Source organism: Zobellia russellii, from assembly GCF_044597075.1.
Taxonomy (GTDB): Bacteria; Bacteroidota; Bacteroidia; order Flavobacteriales; family Flavobacteriaceae; genus Zobellia; species Zobellia russellii.
On record NZ_CP139000.1, the window covers coordinates 3,274,719 to 3,292,178 of the forward strand.

The following is a 17,460-nucleotide window of genomic DNA, read 5'->3' on the forward strand; positions in this document are numbered from 1 at the left end:
TTTTACATGTTTAGTATTATAAATTCCGATCTTCTGTTTAGCAGGTGGTCCGCTTCAGAACATGGTGATGATCCGTCACAATCATTAAGCAATCTGTTTTCGCCGTAACCAATTGCGCTTTCTATACGGCTGGCATCAATACCTTGAGATATAATATAGTCTCTTGTAGATTTAGCCCTCTTATCAGATAGGTATTCGTTATATACTTTGCTACCACGTGAATCGGTATGTGATTCAATTTTAATGACCATAGTTGGGAATTCTTTCATTACACTAACCAATTTATCAAGTTCCTTGGCCGCATCCGGTCTTATGTAAGATTTGTCAAAGTTGAAGTAAATCATTTCCGTTTTGATCTTCTTAATACCATCTTCAACAGCGATCATTTCTTCTAGTCGCTTCATGGCGATATCAACTTTTACCGTATCGTTTACTGTAGTTTCTACTAACCTTTCATTATCAACAAACTTGTCTTGAGTAGTTTTAAGAGTGTATTTTGTAGTGTCGTTCAAGTCTTCAAAAATAAAGCTCCCGTCATCTTCCGTTTCCATTTCCTTAAGCTTTATTCCATTCTCATCTAAAAGTTGTACTAAGGCCTGTGGCATTACCTCGCCTGTTACCATTTCAGTTACAAATCCGGCAATGGCATTATTGTTTTCAGGAACTTCTTCTATGATTAATCGTTTAAACGAATAAATATCATCGTCTCCTTTTCCACCTTCCCTGTTGGAAGCGAAGTATCCTTGTTGATTCTCTTCGTTTACGATATAAGAGAAATCATCTTTATTACTGTTTACTGGCTGACCAAGGTTTTTGACTTCTGCAAAACCTTCTTCGGCATCAAAAGCACTTTCATAAACATCTAGACCGCCAAGACCTGTAAACCCGTCGGAAGAAAAATATAGTTTAGTTCCGTTAAAGAACGGGAACATTTCGCGTTGCTCCGTATTAATAGTAGGACCCAAGTTTCTAGGCTCGGAGAAACTACCGTCTTCTTGGACATCTACAACAAAAATATCTGTCTTACCTAAACTTCCGGGCATATCTGAAACAAAGTAAAGCTGTTTTCCATCAGGGCTTAAAGCTGGGTGTCCTGTAGAATAATTATCGCTGTTAAAAGAAACCTCTACGGCTTCGGTCCATTCCGTACCTACTTTTGTAGACTTGTAAATTTTTAGGTGGTTTACACCGTTATTATCTCGCTTAAGTTTTTTTCCGTAGTTGTTACGTGTAAAGTACATGGTACTATTATCCGGAGAAAAGGTTACCGAAGCTTCATGATATTTGGTGTTTATTTTCTTAGAAAATTTTAGAGCGTTTTTTAGGTCATTGGACTCTTCGTTTATTTTGGCTACATATAAATCCAGATAAGGTTGATCATTCCATTTATACCGTCTGGTATTAAAAAAAGAAGAGTCTTTTGCGGAAGAGAAAACCACTTGGTTAGAATCTAAGAACATTGGAGAAAAATCTGAATATTCTGTATTTACCGCAAGATTCTTTATTTCAAAATCCTTTTTGGTATTGAGGATATTGTCCAACTCACTTTCGTTAGCTTTAAGATTTCCGGACAATTCTGTAGTAGGTTCATCCTTCATCTTTTTACTGTACAAACGCATAAGACGTTTTGATCGCGCATACTTGCCTGTACCTTTTAAGGAGTGTGCATATTTGAAAATATTTTCCGATGACATTTCTTTACCGTAGTTTTCGTACAGTACATTATACCACTGGTACGCTTTCTCCATATTGGTGTTAAAATAGTAGGCGTCCGCTGTTTTTTGAATTACTTCCCTAGAGCGATTCTTGTCTCCTTTTTCTAAGGCCTGCTCATAGAGTTCTGCAGCTTCGGCATACCACATTTTGTCAAAATAGTGGTCCGCACGTTGTAGAAGTTTGGTTTTGCTAGTTGTTTCGGAAAGTGTAGAGGCCGGAGTTTCTACTTCAGAAATGTCCGTTGCTACGTCAGAGGAAAATGCAGGAACAGAAATTTCACTTTCTTCAGTTTCTTGAACTGGCTCTGTTTTTTCTAGTTCTGATAAATCGGAAGTTGCTGCTATGGTTTCAACTGGTGCAATGCTGTTTTCAATAGACGCGGCTTCTTCGTTTAAATCAACCTCGTCTCCTCCTATGGCAACACTATTCTCTATTTCTAATATCCACTTATCATTAGTATACGTATCATCTAGATTTGAAGCGCAAGCATCTACGGCTTCAAGACCAAATGGGTAATACGCCAAGTAAACATAATTAAGGTCGTTTTCTGGATTAAGAATGTATCCGGCAGAATCAAATCCCTTTTTATGAAGCTTTTTTAACGTCTTGTTCAATGTTTTACCATTGCTAAAAACACCGGAAATAATATAATAGCCATTTTCAACACCGGTTAAACCACTGAAAGTCCGGTGCGGAATTTCATTGCGATTGGCGGCTTCCTCAAAAGTTTCGGTTATTGAAAAGGTTTCGGAATCAACTGGAGAAAAGTTGATGTTTTCCGTTTCATTGGAAGTTACGATTTCTTCGGAATCAATATTTTCAAAGTCTTGGGCGTAAGAGCCATAAGACAATAGAAAAATAAAGGCAGCTATTAGTTTTTTCATGATTTGGGATGTTTGAAAAAAATCCGGAGATTTTAAAATTTGGCTAGTATTTTTAATAGAATTCTATTGTTATCAAGGCAGAACACAAAGGTGTCTTACCTTAATAGTATTCTTTTGATAACGCAAATTTCGGGTGAAGGTTTTGTGTACAACGTTTTTTGTTGTGAAATGCCCGTTTCATAAGGTGTAAGCCTTGTATAATGATGTTAGCAAGAAAAAGAAGAAAGAGTGTAAGAAAATTAAAATCAAGGAGGTGTAGAATATCCTCGACCAACTAAAAATACCAATTGGTATTAGTTTGAAAAACAAAAAACCCTTGATGCAAATCAAAGGTTTAGTATATATTTAAAAATTGCGGGTAACGCTATTCTTTTTTCTCTTCTAGGGTTTCATCTTCTTTAGAAGCATCTTTAAATTCTTTTATGCCACTACCAAGTCCACGCATTAGTTCTGGAATCTTTTTTCCTCCAAACAATAAAAGAACTACTAAAACGACAATCCCTATTTGCCATGGCCCTATCGCTAAAAATATCTGTAAAGTTGTCATATTTTCGTTTTTAAAACAGATTCAAAGATACTAAAAAAGTAACTTGATTGCGCTTAAATGTAAAAGCAAGGAGATTATTTTAACAGATTTTGGCAGGTTTTCTTAAATGTGGCATTACCAATGCGCTGGTATATGCAAGAATCATTAATTTAGAACAACCGTATAAGAATCCGATTCCATCCTTTATATTTGCTCTATGGCCAAAAAAGTCAAAAAGAGAAAAGAGATTAAACGCAAACTACTTCATAAGTACCGTTTGGTTATTCTCAATGAATCTACATTTGAAGAGAAAATCTCATTTAAATTAAGCCGTCTAAACGTTTTCGTTACCGGCTCTTTATGTATTATAGGCTTAATTGCCCTTACTACGCTATTAATTGCTTTTACGCCTTTACGTGAATATATACCGGGATATTCTAGCACCAAGCTTAAAAAACAGGCAACGGATCTTACCTATAAAACCGATTCACTAGTGGCATCGTTAAATAATACCAATAAGTATTTAGAAAGTATTCGCATGGTGCTCCGGGGAGACGTAGCTTCTCAGGAAATTAATTTGGATTCGCTGCGTGAGCAATTCAAGATAGATCCGTCAAGTATAGATTTGACACCTATAAAAGAAGATTCACTTCTTAGGGCCGAAGTTGCTTTAGAAGACAAATACAATCTTTTTGAACGTAGCGCAACTGCTGCGGAAATAGAGCTCTTTCCTCCGTTGAGCGGTGAAATATCAAACGATTATGATCCTGAGAAACGTCATTATGCGGTAGATGTTACTGCGCCCAAGGATACTCCTATAAAAGCCGTGGCCAACGGTACGGTTATTTTTGCTGAGTGGACGGCAGATACAGGTTATGTTATAATCCTTGAGCATAAAGACGGGTTGATAAGTGTGTATAAACACAATGGCTCGTTAAATAAAAAACAAGGAGAAGTGGTTAGGGCCGGCGAAGTAATTGCCTCGGTCGGGAATACTGGGGAACTTACGACAGGGCCCCACCTTCATTTTGAACTCTGGAGCAATGGTAATGCTGTTAACCCCTTAGACTACATTGACTTTTAAGGACAATACTTACCGTTCTTTATAACTGATATTTTATTTTTATATGTCCATAAAATCACTTGGAGCCAAGATATTTGCAAAACGCATTGCCAAGCAAACGGCAAAATGGCGGGACAATCCCATTGCTGCCCAGGAGAAAGTATTTCGTCAATTAATAGAAAAGGCCAGTACTACCAAATTTGGTGTGGATCATGGGTTCGGAAAAATAGAATCACATGAAGATTTTGTAAAGAATGTTCCTATTAGGGATTATGAAGCCCTTAAGCCTTATGTGGAAGAAGTAGTTGCCGGAAAACCGGATATTCTTTGGCCCGGTAAGCCGGTATATTTTGCTAAAACCTCCGGAACTACGTCTGGGGCAAAGTACATACCTATTACGGACACATCTATAAAGCATCAAGTAAACGCCTCTAGAAATGCGATTTTAAATTATATTGATGAAACCGGTAATGCAGATTTTGTAACCGGAAGAATGATTTTTTTACAGGGAAGCCCTGAGCTGACCGAGAAAAACGGAATTAAACTAGGTCGTCTTTCAGGTATATCTGCTCATTATGTTCCTAATTACTTGCAAAAAAACCGTCTGCCCAGTTGGGAAACCAATTGTATTGAAGATTGGGAAACCAAGGTAAATACGATAGTGGATGAGACCATGAACGAGGACATGACCGTTATAGCCGGCATACCTTCTTGGGTACAAATGTATTTTGAAAAACTGGAAAGCAAGTCGGGAAAAAAGGTAGGTGACTTGTTCAAAAATTTTCAGTTGTTTATCTATGGGGGAGTCAATTATGAACCTTACAGAGCAAAATTTGAAGGTTTAATAGGTAGGAAAGTTGATAGTATTGAACTGTTTCCCGCTAGTGAAGGTTTCTTTGCCTATCAGGATTCCCAGAAAGACAAGGGAATGCTTTTGTTGTTGAACTCGGGAATATTCTATGAATTTGTAAAGGCCGATGAGTTTTTTGAAGAGAACCCTGAACGTGTTACAATCAAAGACGTTGAAATAGGGGTAAACTATGTCATGATCATTTCCACCGACGCCGGACTTTGGGCATACAATTTAGGAGATACCGTTCAGTTTATTTCGCTGAAGCCTTATAAAGTAATCGTTTCGGGACGCATCAAACATTTTATCTCTGCCTTTGGGGAACATGTAATTGCCAAAGAAGTAGAAGAAGCTATGCAGTTGGCTGTTAGTGAGACGGGCGCTAGCATAAATGAGTTTACCGTGGCGCCACAGATTACACCAAAGGATAATGAACTGCCCTATCATGAATGGTTAATAGAGTTTGAAAAGGAACCTGCGGATATGAAAAAATTTATAGAAATTCTGGATACTTCTTTACAAAAGCAGAATAGTTATTATTTTGATTTGATTGTTGGTAAGGTGCTTCAGACCTTGAAAATCACGAGTATAAAAGAAGGGGGGTTTAATGCCTATATGAAATCTATTGGCAAACTTGGTGGCCAAAACAAGGTACAGCGCTTAGCGAACGACCGTAAAGTTGCAGATGGGTTGTCCTCTTTTAAAAAGTATTGAGTACTTATCGGTTCGTTTGATTTATTTTATTGATTCTATCATAAAACCGGGAGGCACGAATCTGGGATAATTTAAATAAGGTAACTAAATTGCTATTCTTCCCGCACCGAAAAAATTATCGTAATTTTGATTGAAATTTGTTTATGGGAAATAATATGACCACAACACGGGCTCAAGAGTCTACAAATGCTATTGAGCGCTTATATATTACAATGAGGCACCTTTTTAACCGCGGGTTTTATAAGCCTACCGGTGTATCAGGTGAAGCTTTAAAAAATGCATTACTTCAGCTAAGACCTGAAATTTATGGCTCTATTGCAGAGGAAAAGGCAGAACTGAGCGGGCTCATATATGTTTTGGAACGTTTGCCAAAAGGTATAGAACAGTGCCGTTTCATTAATTTAACCTCGGATGAGGGGTATGGAAAATCACATTTTGACCCCATCGTTCCTCCAAAACGTCGTAGAAACTGTTATCGGATAGACGATGAGCAAATGAATATTGAAATTACGCGCGGACGTTCCGATATCTATGATATTCTTACACATTTAACGTTCTTGTTTATTGAGTCCGAAAAAATCTGTAAAAGGGTTTTAATCGAGGACTCCAATAGAACTATTCGAGACTGGGTAAAACTGGAAGAAGCGGTCCAAAAAGAAGAGCTAACCCTTGCCGAAAGGGAGGTTGCCGTTATTCATACCGCCAATATTTTAGGACGTTCCTTTATTGAGATAATGGCCGTACATCAGCAATTTTCTACTGATGACCAACCGGACCGATTTTTAGAAATCGTTTATTGGTTAGGTAAACTCGCTATTGAAGAAGAGATTACAGGAGACAAAAGAGCCATTACCTTTAGTGCTTTGTTGCGGGAGCGTTTGGGGCACCATATACATGGAGAGCGTTGGGCAGATACCATAAAAGAAGTGTTGAAGAAAAACGGACTTTTGAACCGCCCAATCCATATCATTAGCGCCAACATGCATAGTGTTATGAATTCTCTTTTTGCCAAGAATGCATTAACCAAAGAATTTTCCGGCAAGGAATCATTAAAGATATACGAGGCGTTAAGCTCTTCATTAAATGAGGAATTGCGTTCAAAAGTAACAAAGGTTGCGGCTAAAAATGGAATGATTTCCATTGATGATCTTTCGGGAACAAACATTGACGTACAATTATTTGATACGGCTAAAATGAGTTCTGATGCTTGTTGTTATGATTTGCCAAAAGATATGCCCGATGAAGAAAAGCCGGTGATTTTTGTAATGGATTATGCATTTGGCGAACAGGCCTATGAAACTATAGATGAATTGTTGAAACCTTATAAAGGTACCGGTGAAGAACTTGTGTTTTTAGATGTTGCGTCAATTTCTATAATGGGAAAAGCAGGTATTTTAGAAGGTGGTAAAGGTGATCTAATGATTCCGTCCGCACATATTTTTGAAGGCACTGCAGATAACTATCCGTTTAAGAACGAGTTATGTGCAGAGGACTTTAAAGGACATGGGCTGAAAGTATTTGAGGGGACTATGGTCACTGTATTGGGAACATCGTTACAAAACAAGGATATACTAAAATTTTTCCACCAATCTACCTGGAATGTTGTTGGCCTTGAGATGGAAGGTGTCCATTACCAGAAAGCGGTACAGTCGGCTTCCAAGATACGAAAAAGTGTGCGAGAGGATATAAAGGTCAGATACGCGTATTATGCTTCTGATAACCCTTTGGAAACTGGTAGTACTTTGGCATCTGGAGGTTTGGGTACAACTGGGGTCAAACCCACGTATCTTATTACTGAAAAAATATTGGAACAAATTTTTAATTCATAAATTAATGTCAGATAAACCAAATAGCGCTTCTACCTCAGATGAGATTGACTTGGGGCAGTTGTTTAAAATGATTGCCAATGGGTTTAACCGAATAGGCATCGCTTTTTTACGTGTGTTCTTGTACCTTAAGAAAAATGCACTCATATTGATAGGTCTCATTGCGCTAGGTATAATCATTAGCTTTGTTTTAAGTTCTTTCATTAATAAAAAGTTGAAAACAGAGGCTATTGTAAGACCCAATTTTGACAGTACAGATTATGTATACGATGTAGTTGATGAAATTCAGTCCAACATATCTAGTCAAGACACGGCCTTCTTTCAAAAAATAGGTCTTTCAGTAGAAGATTTAAAAGGATTTAAAATTCAGATTGAACCTATAGAGGATCCGGAAGAGACTAAGGAAGAAGCTGAACAGGAGCTAAGGTATTTAGAGCTGCTTCAAGATTTTAAAGAAGAGAGTTTTGTTGTTGATATTGTACGGTCTGAGCTAACCAAGAAAAGCATTATAGCACATCGTATAACATTTACGTATATCGATCCTGAAAAAGGGAATCAAATAGCCCAAAAATTGCTGGATTACATTAACGATAATTCATATTATGACAAAGTAAAAAGCACTTCTAGGGAAAACGCTCAACTACGAATAAATAAGAATACCGCACTTATTGCCCAAATAGACAATCTTATAGACAATTATACAAAAACATTGTTAAGAGACGATTCGCAAAAGGCGCAGGGTAACGTTTACATGGAGAATGAAAGTGCACTTAATATTTCTAGTTTACTTACGCTTAAGAACCGTTTTTTAAAGGAAATAGAAGAAAAGAAGTCAGAACTTACAGAGCAAACCGAGATATTGAGTGTAATTAATATGGGTAAGACTCAGGTATATAAAAAACCTCTTTTTAACAATACGTTTTTCTTGATTCCTACAGTGCTGTTAGTGCTATTTTTTATTATTTCTTTCATTCTATTCTTAAATAGAAAGGCCAAAGAATTACAATTGTAGAAAATTTCAATGTCCAGTAGAACTATTCTTATAACAGGTGGTGCAGGTTTTATTGGAAGCAATTTCATTCCGTTTTTTCTGGATGAGCATCAAGAAATTTCTGTGGTGAATCTAGATAAGCTCACCTATGCTGGAAATTTAAATCATCTAATTGAAGTTGAAAATAACAAACGGTATAAATTTATAAAGGGTGACATTTGTGATGCCAGTTTGGTAAGGTCTATTTTCAGTGAAAACAGAATTACGGATGTTATACATTTTGCGGCGGAATCTCACGTAGACAATTCTATAGCAGGCCCTGAAGCATTTATACAGACTAATGTTAACGGAACTTTTACGTTACTAGAAGCGGCGCGTGAAAGTTGGTTAGATGGGGGTAATGGAGCAAAGACTGGCTTTGAAACATCCCGTTTTCATCATATTTCTACCGATGAGGTATATGGTAGTTTAGGGGAATTTGGTTTTTTTGATGAAAATACGCCATACGCTCCTAATAGTCCTTATAGCGCCTCAAAAGCTTCATCTGATTTTTTGGTGAGAAGTTATTATCATACGTATGGACTTAACGTGGTAACGAGTAACTGCTCCAATAATTACGGGCCTAAGCAACATGATGAAAAATTGATTCCTACCATTATTCGAAAGGCATTGGCCAGAGAGGAAATTCCTATTTATGGAGATGGAAAGAATGTTAGGGACTGGCTGTATGTACAGGACCATTGTTCAGGAATAAATGACGTTTTCACCAATGGACGTGCAGGAGAAACTTATGTTATTGGGGGTAATAATGAGTATAATAATATTTCCATCGCCCAAAAAATATGTGGTATTTTAGATGACATTCTTCCCAAAAAGAACGGAAGTTTCACTAATCAAATAGCTTTTGTAAAAGATCGTTTGGGCCATGACTTCAGGTATGCCATAGATGCCACCAAAATCAAGACGGAACTTGGTTGGAAACCCCAATCGGATTTTGATTCTGGATTACGAGATACGGTTATGTGGTATATCAACAAATATCAAAAAGTTTAGCGTATGAAGGGTATAATTTTAGCAGGAGGGTCAGGAACGCGCTTACACCCACTTACATTGGCGGTTAGTAAGCAGCTTATGCCTATTTATGACAAACCTATGATATATTACCCGTTGGCAACGCTTTTATCGGCAGGCATTCAAGAAATATTGATTATAACTACTCCGCAGGACATTGCTCTGTTTAAAAAATTATTGGGAGACGGAAGTCAATTGGGCTGTAGCTTTCAATATGCGGTACAGGAAAATCCAAACGGACTAGCCGAAGCCTTTATTATTGGAGAAGATTTTATTGGAAAGGAAAAGGTAGCCCTTATTTTAGGAGATAATATTTTTTATGGCTCCGGTCTTGCAAAATTGCTTCAAGCGAACAATGACCCTGATGGGGGAATCATTTATGGCTATCATGTTCAGGACCCTAAGCGCTATGGAGTGGTGGAGTTTGATAAGGGTGGAAAAGCAATTTCTATCGAAGAAAAACCAGAAAACCCTAAATCTAACTATGCCGTCCCTGGAATTTATTTTTACGATAACCAAGTTGTAGAAATTGCCAAAAGTATTGAGCCCAGTCCAAGGGGAGAGCTGGAAATAACAGATATCAACAAGGTATATCTAAAGAATAAAAAATTAACCGTAAGTATTCTAGATCGTGGCACGGCGTGGTTGGATACAGGTACATTTAGCTCTCTAATGCAAGCCTCACAGTTTGTTGAGGTTATTGAAGAGCGCCAGGGGTTAAAGATAGGTTCAATTGAAGAAGTGGCCTATACCATGGGGTACATTTCACGGGAACAACTACATAAGTTGGCCCAACCTTTAGTAAAAAGTGGTTACGGGAACTATCTTTTAGAGCTATAATAGACGGAAAACTGGAGTATGAAAATAACGGAAACCAGCTTAAAAGGCTGTTTTGTAATACAGCCGAGACTGTTTGAAGATGAAAGGGGTTTCTTCTTTGAATCTTATCAGCAAAGGAAATTTGAAGAAATTTTGGGAGAGCAAATTAACTTTGTTCAAGATAACATCTCCGTATCGAAAAAAGGTGTACTTAGGGGCCTTCATCTACAGACTGGAGTTTATGCACAGGCCAAGCTGGTCCAAGTTGTACATGGTGAAGTTATGGATGTTGTGGTGGATTTAAGAAAAGGTAGTCCAACTTTTGGACAGCATTTCAAGCTTAAATTATCTAGCAAAAATAGAATCGCCATTTTTATACCAAAAGGTATGGCTCATGGTTTCATAACTTTAAGTGAAGAAGCTACGTTTATGTATAAGTGTGACGCGTTTTACAATTCAGCTTCAGAACGAGGTGTAATATATAACGATAGGGATTTGAAGATTGACTGGCAATTCCCTGTGGAGCCGCCTATTATTTCCGAGAAAGATAAACTACTCCCCACCCTTAAAGAGTTTTTCAAATGAAATCCGTAATTGTTACCGGAGCCAGTGGGCAGTTGGGGCAGAGCATCAAAAAGATAGCTTCTGGTTATCCCCAGATAGATTTTACATTCTTTAATTCAACGGATTTAGATATTACAAATACAAAAGCTGTAGAAGAAAAGTTTTCAAATAGAGCGTTTGATTACTGTATTAATTGTGCTGCCTATACTAATGTAGAAAATTCGGAAAAAGAGCCAGAGAAGGCGTTTAAAGTCAATTCTGAAGGTGTTAGAAACTTAGCGACAGTCTGTAAAGAACAGAGGACGGTCTTGATACATATTTCAACTGACTATGTTTTTGATGGAGAGAAAGGGGCTCCTTACTTAGTTACCGATGCAACTAATCCGATAAATGTGTATGGAGCATCTAAACTAGAAGGAGAACAACATATTCAAAATCTAATGAGCGCTTATTTCATTATAAGAACTTCTTGGCTTTATTCGGAATTTGGAAAAAATTTTTATAAAACCATTTTACAAAAGGCAAGAGAAGGTGCGGACCTTAGTGTGACAGATGATCAGATTGGTTGTCCAACACACGCTGGAAATTTGGCTAAATATGTGTTGGGTTTAATTGCGGGTGAAAGTAAGCATTATGGAATCCATCACTTTACCGATGAAAAAAGTTTAAGTTGGTATGGTTTTGCAGAAGAAATATTACGCGAAAACAATCTGTTGGGAAAGGTACGATTAGAGAAAGCGAAGAATTATCGTACTTTTGCTAGAAGGCCCGCATATAGCGTCTTGAAAAAATAACCGAATTAACTTTCCAATATGTCTACGGATACATTTTTTGCCCACGTAACAGCAGTTGTTGATCAGGGTTGTAACATAGGACCAGGTACTAAAATATGGCATTTTTCACATATTATGTCCGATTGTAAAATTGGAGAAAAATGCAATATTGGTCAAAATGTAGTAGTCTCCCCAGGAGTAGTATTAGGGAACAACGTAAAGGTCCAGAATAATGTTTCGATATACACTGGTGTTATCTGTGAGGATGATGTTTTTCTTGGTCCTTCCATGGTATTCACCAACGTTATAAACCCAAGAAGTGCCATTGTTCGTCGTAATAGTTACCAAGAAACACTGGTTCAGCAAGGAGCATCAATAGGTGCCAATGCAACCATAGTTTGTGGTAATCCATTGGGGAAATATTGCTTGATCGGAGCAGGTGCCGTGGTAACTAAAGCGGTACAGGATTACGCCCTTATTGTAGGCAACCCTGGTAGACAAATTGGATGGGTAAGCGAATACGGGCATCGTTTGGAATTTAACGAGCAAAATAGTGCCACTTGCCCAGAAAGTAATCAAATATATAAATTGGACGGACAAAAGGTTGTCCGTATAAAATAAAACCATCTACTATTTATGAAGATTGATTTTGCCAACCTAACCAAGGCCTATCAAGAACATAGTTCTGAATTTGAAAAAGCCGTTTTGGATGTTATGTCCTCTGCCCGTTACATTTTGGGAAAAGAAACGGATGAGCTTGAGGCATCTTTACAGGATTATGTGCAAACAGACTATGCTTTGGGGGTATCTTCAGGAACGGATGCCCTATTATTGGCTATGATGGCATTGGGTATTCGTGGGGGCGATGAGATTATCACAACCCCTTTCACTTTTATAGCTACTGCCGAAACTATAGCTTGCTTGGGTGCAAAACCGGTTTTTGTTGATATTGATGAAGAAACGTTTAATATGGATGCATCCCTTATTGAAGGTGCAATAACTGAAAAGACAAAGGCTATTATGCCTGTTTCGCTATATGGGCAAATGGCCAATTTGGATGAAATCAATGAGATAGCTTCCAGACATAATTTAGCTGTAATCGAAGATGCAGCACAGAGCTTCGGTGCCCTCTATAAAGGAAAACGAAGTTGCTCTGCAACAACCATTGGTTGTACCAGTTTTTTTCCAGCAAAACCATTGGGTTGTTTCGGGGATGGAGGAGCGGTCTTTACAAAAGACCAAGAGCTTTATGACAAGATGAAAGCCATGCGTGTTCATGGCCAGGTAAAACGCTATACACATAAGTATATTGGTATGGGTGGCCGATTGGATAATCTTCAAGCGGCTATACTCAACATAAAACTACGGCACTATGAAAAGGATATTGAGCGAAGACAAAATGTGGCTGAAATATACACAGAACAATTAAGTGCCCATGTTTCCACTCCTGTTGTAAAAGAAGATAGAACTTCGGTTTGGGCACAATATACCGTAAGAATTAAAAATAGAGAAGAGATTCAAATGCGGTTGAAAGGGGCAGGTATCCCTACCGCAGTGCATTACCCTATTCCTATGCACCTGCAAGAATGTTTTGCTTATTTGGGTCATACAAAAGGAGATTTTCCAATTAGTGAAATTTGCGCAGCGGAGGTAATGAGCCTTCCTATGAACCCATATTTGAGCAAGGACGAAATAGAATACATAACTTCAAATTTGATAAAAAACTTATAGATGAAAAACTTCGCATTAATTGGCGCGGCAGGTTACATAGCGCCTAGGCACATGAAAGCCATTAAGGATACCGAAAACAACTTACTCACCGCTTTTGATAAAGGCGATAGTGTAGGAGTCATTGATTCTTATTTTCCTGATGCAGATTTTTTCGTTGAATTTGAACGTTTTGATCGTCATATAGAAAAGCTCAAATATGAGAAAAACACCTATTTGGATTTTGTAAGTATCTGCTCTCCAAATTATTTACATGATGCCCATATTAGATTTGCGTTGCGCAGTGGTGCAGATGCCATTTGCGAAAAACCATTGGTTCTTAACCCATGGAATGTAGATAAGCTACAACATGTTGAGGAAAAGACGGGGAAGAAAATATATAACATTTTACAGTTGAGAGTGCACCCAAGTATTATTGCACTTAGGGAGAAAGTTAAAAATGCAAATAAGGATACAAAATTTGAAGTAGATCTGACCTACCTAACCTCTAGAGGTCATTGGTATCATACCTCTTGGAAAGGTGATAAGACAAAATCTGGAGGCATAGCCACTAATATAGGTGTCCATTTCTACGATATGCTTTCATGGATTTTTGGAGATGTACAAGAAAACATTGTGCATATTCATGAAGAGGACCGTGCAGCTGGATATCTTGAGTTCGAAAATGCAAGAGTCAAATGGTTCCTTTCCATTAGCGCCAAATATTTGCCACAAGAAATAAGGGACAAAGGTCAAACAACATTTAGATCTATAACCATTAATGGAGAGGAATTAGAATTCAGTGGCGGTTTTACGGATCTTCATACTATGGTTTATAGAGATATACTTGATGGCAAAGGTTACGGCGTTGATGCTGCCAGAACAGCTATAGAAATCGTTCATAATATTCGTAACTCAAAACCGGTTGGGTTAAAAGGCGATTATCATGGGTTTTTAAAGGAATAAAAAATCTATATGAAAATAGTGGCCATAATTGGAGCAAGGCCCCAGTTTATCAAACATTTTCCATTTGAACTGGCCTGTAAAGGGAAGGTAGAACTTGTAACGATTCATACGGGGCAACATTATGATGCAAATATGAGTGAGGTTTTTTTCAATCAACTGAAAATGAACCAACCCGGTTATACGCTACATGTTGGAAGTGGTGCCCATGGTGACCAAACGGGGAAGATGATGATTAAAATAGAAAAAATCATAGAAGAGACGAAGCCGGATGGGGTGGTTGTTTATGGCGATACCAATTCAACTCTAGCCGGTGCATTGGTGGCATCAAAAATGCATATTCCTTTGTTTCATATTGAAGCGGGTTTGAGAAGCTTTAATAAAAAAATGCCCGAAGAGGTAAATCGCGTGCTTACCGATCATATTTCAGATTTACTGTTCGTACCTAGTGCTGTTTCCGTACAGAACCTTGAAAACGAAGGAGTTCGAAAAGGAGTACATTTAGTTGGGGATATAATGAAGGATTTAGTGCAATACGTAACCCAAAACGATTTGTTGAGAGAACATGTTCCAAAAGAAAAGAACTTTTATTATGCAACTATACATAGGCCTTATAACACCGATGAAAAAAATCGACTAAAACATGTGTTAGACGTTCTTGAACAACTGGATAAAAAAGTTGTCTTTTCACTTCATCCAAGAACGAAAAACTTGGCTTCCAGCTATGGCTTAAATCTAGAAGACTATACCAATATAAATTTTATAGAACCACAATCCTATTTCTCCAACTTAGGGTACCTTCAAAACTCAACTGGTCTTATAACAGATAGTGGGGGCATGCAAAAGGAGGCTTTTTGGCTAAAAAAGAAATGCGTGACCATACGAAAAGAGACAGAATGGAGGGAGACCCTTGAATCGGGAGCCAATATTCTTTTGTTTGATGATTTGTCTAAAATGAAGAATGAATTAATAAAGCACCCTATGGTATGGGATGAGGCTTTATATGGAGATGGTTCCACTGGATCAAAAATAGTTCATGAGATTATTCAATTTCTACAATAAAATAGAGTTTGGCTAAAAAGTTCAACATCAAATCGGAGTTTGCTCGGAATGTGCTTACATTGACTTCAGGGACTGCTTTGGCCCAGTTGATACCTTTAATACTAGCTCCCTTTTTATCTAGAATTTATGACCCGGAAGAATTTGGTAGGCTAGCATTATATTTATCGATTGTTCAAATTTTAGGAGTAGTATCAAGTGGGCGATACGAGTTAGCTATAATGTTGCCGAAAACACAAAAAGAAGGTGTTCAAGTTACATTACTTTCGAGTATAATTACTATAATGTTTTCTACATTAACCCTGTTGGTTGTTCTTTTTTTTTCGAATAGTATAGCTAGTGTTCTTGGGGACCCAAAACTGTCAAAATGGCTTTATTTGCTTCCTTTGAGCGTTTTGTTAATGGGGTTGTTTAATGCTTTAAATTACTTCAACACTCGAACGAAAAACTTTAAAAATATTGCTAAGGCCAACATTTTTAAATCATTTGGAGGAAATTTAACGCAACTCGTACTAGGGCTTGCAAAATTCACAAGTGGAGGACTAATAGTTGGTCAAGTAATGTCCCATCTTTTTGGAAACATTAAAATGGTGAACACTTTCTTAAACTATAAGGAGGATATAAGAAATACCTCTAGATTAGATTTGAAAATTTTGGCCAAGAGATATATTAATTTCCCCAAATTTTCAATGTGGGGTATTTTTCTCAATTCATTGGCTTTAAACGTAACCAATTTTTTCGTTTCTTGGTTCTATTCGATGGTAATATTAGGTCAATATGCACATGCTTATAGGTATTTAACTGTACCCATCACTTTAATAGGTAGATCAATAGGTCAGGTTTATTTTCAAAAACTTTCTTCTCAAAGGGGAAATGCCAAATCTATGGAGGAAATTTTTATAGCCAGTTTAAAAAAAATAATTCTAATTGCATTAATCGTTTTTTTGCCTGTTTATTTTCTAATAGAAAGTTTTTTTCCAATTTTCTTTGGAGAAAAATGGATTGTTGCAGGAGAATATGCAAAAATATTAACACCTTTGATGGGAGTTAGGTTTGTTGTCTCAACACTATCAATATCGTTGACAGTTATCGAAAAGCAAGACAAAGAATTATTGATGCATGTTTCTATCATAATCTGCACAGCCTTAATATGGTTCTTTGCATATATCTATGATATGAGCATAAAAAATGCCATTGAACTTTATACGATAGGATTAAGTGCAGTTTACATTTTGATTCTTGGATATATCTACAGTTCTTTTAAGCGAAGTAGTTTATTAAGCAACTAATTTTTATTTTGAATTTCGTTCTTAAAAAAAGATTCTGTAGCATATATGTTTTGCTGGAAATTTTATGAAATATGAAAAATATCTTGTTTGTTTTTGTAAAGCTGATAGCCCCTTTTTTTTTTAGAAAAGAATATCTAAAGGGAAAATATTTTGAAAATTCTGAGATTGGTTGGGGGTGGGTTGCCCAAGGGTTATTCAAACAGAAGATTTTGGGATTCAACAAGTCCATACCTTGGCCTATAAATCATACTACAACGCTTTCCAACTGGAGAAACATAGAATTTCATGTAGACGATTTGAATAATTTTCAATCGTCTGGATGTTATTTTCAAAATTTTTCTGGAAAAATATTCTTAGGGAAAGGTTGTTATATTGCTCCTAACGTTGGGTTGATAACTTCAAACCACGATTTAAGTAATTTAGACAGGCATTTAGAAGGCAAAGATATTGTTTTAGGCAAAAAATGTTGGATAGGAATGAATTCAGTCCTTTTGCCAGGTGTTCATTTAGGTGATCATACAATTGTTGGAGCTGGATCTGTCGTGACTAAGAGTTTTCCTCAAGGAAAACTAGTAATTGCAGGTAACCCTGCTAAAGTCTTAAAGACCATCTCATAAAGTTATTAGGATACTTAAATAACCAAGA

Annotated in this window: 16 protein-coding genes; 14 read left to right on the forward strand and 2 right to left on the reverse strand. The window is 37.1% G+C overall.

Features of this window, described 5'->3' with window-relative positions; translation table 11 throughout:
* Positions 1 to 2 precede the first annotated feature (2 nt).
* Together SJY45_RS13270 and tatA are read right to left on the reverse strand one after the other, a co-directional pair.
* Complete coding sequence (locus SJY45_RS13270) at positions 3 to 2,600, reverse strand: OmpA family protein (protein ID WP_400071290.1); 2,598 nt, start codon at positions 2,598 to 2,600, stop codon at positions 3 to 5.
* 364 nt (positions 2,601 to 2,964) lie between these two features.
* Complete coding sequence (tatA, locus tag SJY45_RS13275) at positions 2,965 to 3,147, reverse strand: twin-arginine translocase TatA/TatE family subunit (protein WP_038236782.1); 183 nt, start codon at positions 3,145 to 3,147, stop codon at positions 2,965 to 2,967.
* Positions 3,148 to 3,343: 196 nt separating this feature from the next.
* On the opposite strand from tatA, the gene SJY45_RS13280 reads away from it, so the two are divergent.
* From SJY45_RS13280 to SJY45_RS13345, 14 genes are all read left to right on the forward strand, one after another.
* Entirely contained in the window at positions 3,344 to 4,210 is an 867-nt protein-coding gene (locus SJY45_RS13280) for a M23 family metallopeptidase (RefSeq protein WP_215436725.1), read from the forward strand.
* A 43-nt stretch (positions 4,211 to 4,253) separates the two neighbouring features.
* A complete protein-coding gene (locus SJY45_RS13285) occupies positions 4,254 to 5,753 on the forward strand; it encodes a GH3 auxin-responsive promoter family protein (protein WP_400071293.1) in 1,500 nt (499 codons plus the stop codon).
* A gap of 143 nt (positions 5,754 to 5,896) precedes the next feature.
* Positions 5,897 to 7,582, forward strand: coding sequence for a DUF6909 family protein (locus SJY45_RS13290; protein ID WP_246560204.1), 1,686 nt, complete (start codon positions 5,897 to 5,899; stop codon positions 7,580 to 7,582).
* A 4-nt stretch (positions 7,583 to 7,586) separates the two neighbouring features.
* Positions 7,587 to 8,591 carry a hypothetical protein gene (locus SJY45_RS13295; RefSeq protein WP_400071295.1) on the forward strand — a complete coding sequence of 335 codons (1,005 nt, stop codon included), beginning with the start codon at positions 7,587 to 7,589 and terminating at the stop codon, positions 8,589 to 8,591.
* A 9-nt stretch (positions 8,592 to 8,600) separates the two neighbouring features.
* Positions 8,601 to 9,623, forward strand: a complete 1,023-nt coding sequence (gene rfbB, locus SJY45_RS13300; RefSeq protein ID WP_400071297.1) for a dTDP-glucose 4,6-dehydratase — start codon at positions 8,601 to 8,603, stop codon at positions 9,621 to 9,623.
* 3 nt (positions 9,624 to 9,626) lie between these two features.
* Positions 9,627 to 10,481: a glucose-1-phosphate thymidylyltransferase RfbA gene (rfbA, locus tag SJY45_RS13305; protein WP_215436714.1), complete on the forward strand. Its 855-nt coding sequence runs from the start codon at positions 9,627 to 9,629 to the stop codon at positions 10,479 to 10,481.
* A gap of 18 nt (positions 10,482 to 10,499) precedes the next feature.
* Positions 10,500 to 11,045: a dTDP-4-dehydrorhamnose 3,5-epimerase gene (rfbC, locus tag SJY45_RS13310; protein ID WP_215436711.1), complete on the forward strand. Its 546-nt coding sequence runs from the start codon at positions 10,500 to 10,502 to the stop codon at positions 11,043 to 11,045.
* The gene (rfbD, locus tag SJY45_RS13315) at positions 11,042 to 11,818 is read left to right on the forward strand and encodes a dTDP-4-dehydrorhamnose reductase (protein WP_400071300.1); all 777 of its coding nucleotides are present in this window, start codon (positions 11,042 to 11,044) and stop codon (positions 11,816 to 11,818) included. The genes rfbC and rfbD overlap by 4 nt, the downstream gene beginning before the upstream one ends.
* A gap of 18 nt (positions 11,819 to 11,836) precedes the next feature.
* Positions 11,837 to 12,418 carry an acyltransferase gene (locus SJY45_RS13320; RefSeq protein ID WP_400071302.1) on the forward strand — a complete coding sequence of 194 codons (582 nt, stop codon included), beginning with the start codon at positions 11,837 to 11,839 and terminating at the stop codon, positions 12,416 to 12,418.
* Positions 12,419 to 12,433: 15 nt separating this feature from the next.
* Entirely contained in the window at positions 12,434 to 13,528 is a 1,095-nt protein-coding gene (locus SJY45_RS13325; RefSeq protein ID WP_400071304.1) for a DegT/DnrJ/EryC1/StrS family aminotransferase, read from the forward strand.
* Positions 13,529 to 14,470: a Gfo/Idh/MocA family protein gene (locus SJY45_RS13330; protein WP_400071306.1), complete on the forward strand. Its 942-nt coding sequence runs from the start codon at positions 13,529 to 13,531 to the stop codon at positions 14,468 to 14,470.
* 9 nt (positions 14,471 to 14,479) lie between these two features.
* A complete protein-coding gene (gene wecB / locus SJY45_RS13335; protein ID WP_400071308.1) occupies positions 14,480 to 15,529 on the forward strand; it encodes a non-hydrolyzing UDP-N-acetylglucosamine 2-epimerase in 1,050 nt (349 codons plus the stop codon).
* Between the two features lie 8 nt (positions 15,530 to 15,537).
* Positions 15,538 to 16,815 (forward strand): lipopolysaccharide biosynthesis protein, encoded by a 1,278-nt coding sequence (locus SJY45_RS13340; protein ID WP_400071310.1) that lies wholly within the window; start codon positions 15,538 to 15,540, stop codon positions 16,813 to 16,815.
* Positions 16,816 to 16,886: 71 nt separating this feature from the next.
* Positions 16,887 to 17,432, forward strand: coding sequence for an acyltransferase (locus SJY45_RS13345; RefSeq protein WP_400071312.1), 546 nt, complete (start codon positions 16,887 to 16,889; stop codon positions 17,430 to 17,432).
* Positions 17,433 to 17,460 lie beyond the last annotated feature (28 nt).

Excerpts from the sequence above, each read along its gene's own strand:
- SJY45_RS13280 (WP_215436725.1), top strand. The coding sequence starts at position 3,344 with ATGGCCAAAAAAGTCAAAAAGAGAAAAGAGATTAAACGCAAACTACTT.
- SJY45_RS13325 (WP_400071304.1), top strand. The coding sequence starts at position 12,434 with ATGAAGATTGATTTTGCCAACCTAACCAAGGCCTATCAAGAACATAGT.
- rfbC (WP_215436711.1), top strand. The coding sequence starts at position 10,500 with ATGAAAATAACGGAAACCAGCTTAAAAGGCTGTTTTGTAATACAGCCG.
- SJY45_RS13345 (WP_400071312.1), top strand. The coding sequence starts at position 16,887 with ATGAAAAATATCTTGTTTGTTTTTGTAAAGCTGATAGCCCCTTTTTTT.
- SJY45_RS13285 (WP_400071293.1), top strand. The coding sequence starts at position 4,254 with ATGTCCATAAAATCACTTGGAGCCAAGATATTTGCAAAACGCATTGCC.
- SJY45_RS13320 (WP_400071302.1), top strand. The coding sequence starts at position 11,837 with ATGTCTACGGATACATTTTTTGCCCACGTAACAGCAGTTGTTGATCAG.
- SJY45_RS13290 (WP_246560204.1), top strand. The coding sequence starts at position 5,897 with ATGGGAAATAATATGACCACAACACGGGCTCAAGAGTCTACAAATGCT.
- SJY45_RS13270 (WP_400071290.1), bottom strand. The coding sequence starts at position 2,600 with ATGAAAAAACTAATAGCTGCCTTTATTTTTCTATTGTCTTATGGCTCT.
- SJY45_RS13295 (WP_400071295.1), top strand. The coding sequence starts at position 7,587 with ATGTCAGATAAACCAAATAGCGCTTCTACCTCAGATGAGATTGACTTG.
- SJY45_RS13330 (WP_400071306.1), top strand. The coding sequence starts at position 13,529 with ATGAAAAACTTCGCATTAATTGGCGCGGCAGGTTACATAGCGCCTAGG.
- tatA (WP_038236782.1), bottom strand. The coding sequence starts at position 3,147 with ATGACAACTTTACAGATATTTTTAGCGATAGGGCCATGGCAAATAGGG.
- rfbB (WP_400071297.1), top strand. The coding sequence starts at position 8,601 with ATGTCCAGTAGAACTATTCTTATAACAGGTGGTGCAGGTTTTATTGGA.
- rfbD (WP_400071300.1), top strand. The coding sequence starts at position 11,042 with ATGAAATCCGTAATTGTTACCGGAGCCAGTGGGCAGTTGGGGCAGAGC.
- wecB (WP_400071308.1), top strand. The coding sequence starts at position 14,480 with ATGAAAATAGTGGCCATAATTGGAGCAAGGCCCCAGTTTATCAAACAT.
- rfbA (WP_215436714.1), top strand. The coding sequence starts at position 9,627 with ATGAAGGGTATAATTTTAGCAGGAGGGTCAGGAACGCGCTTACACCCA.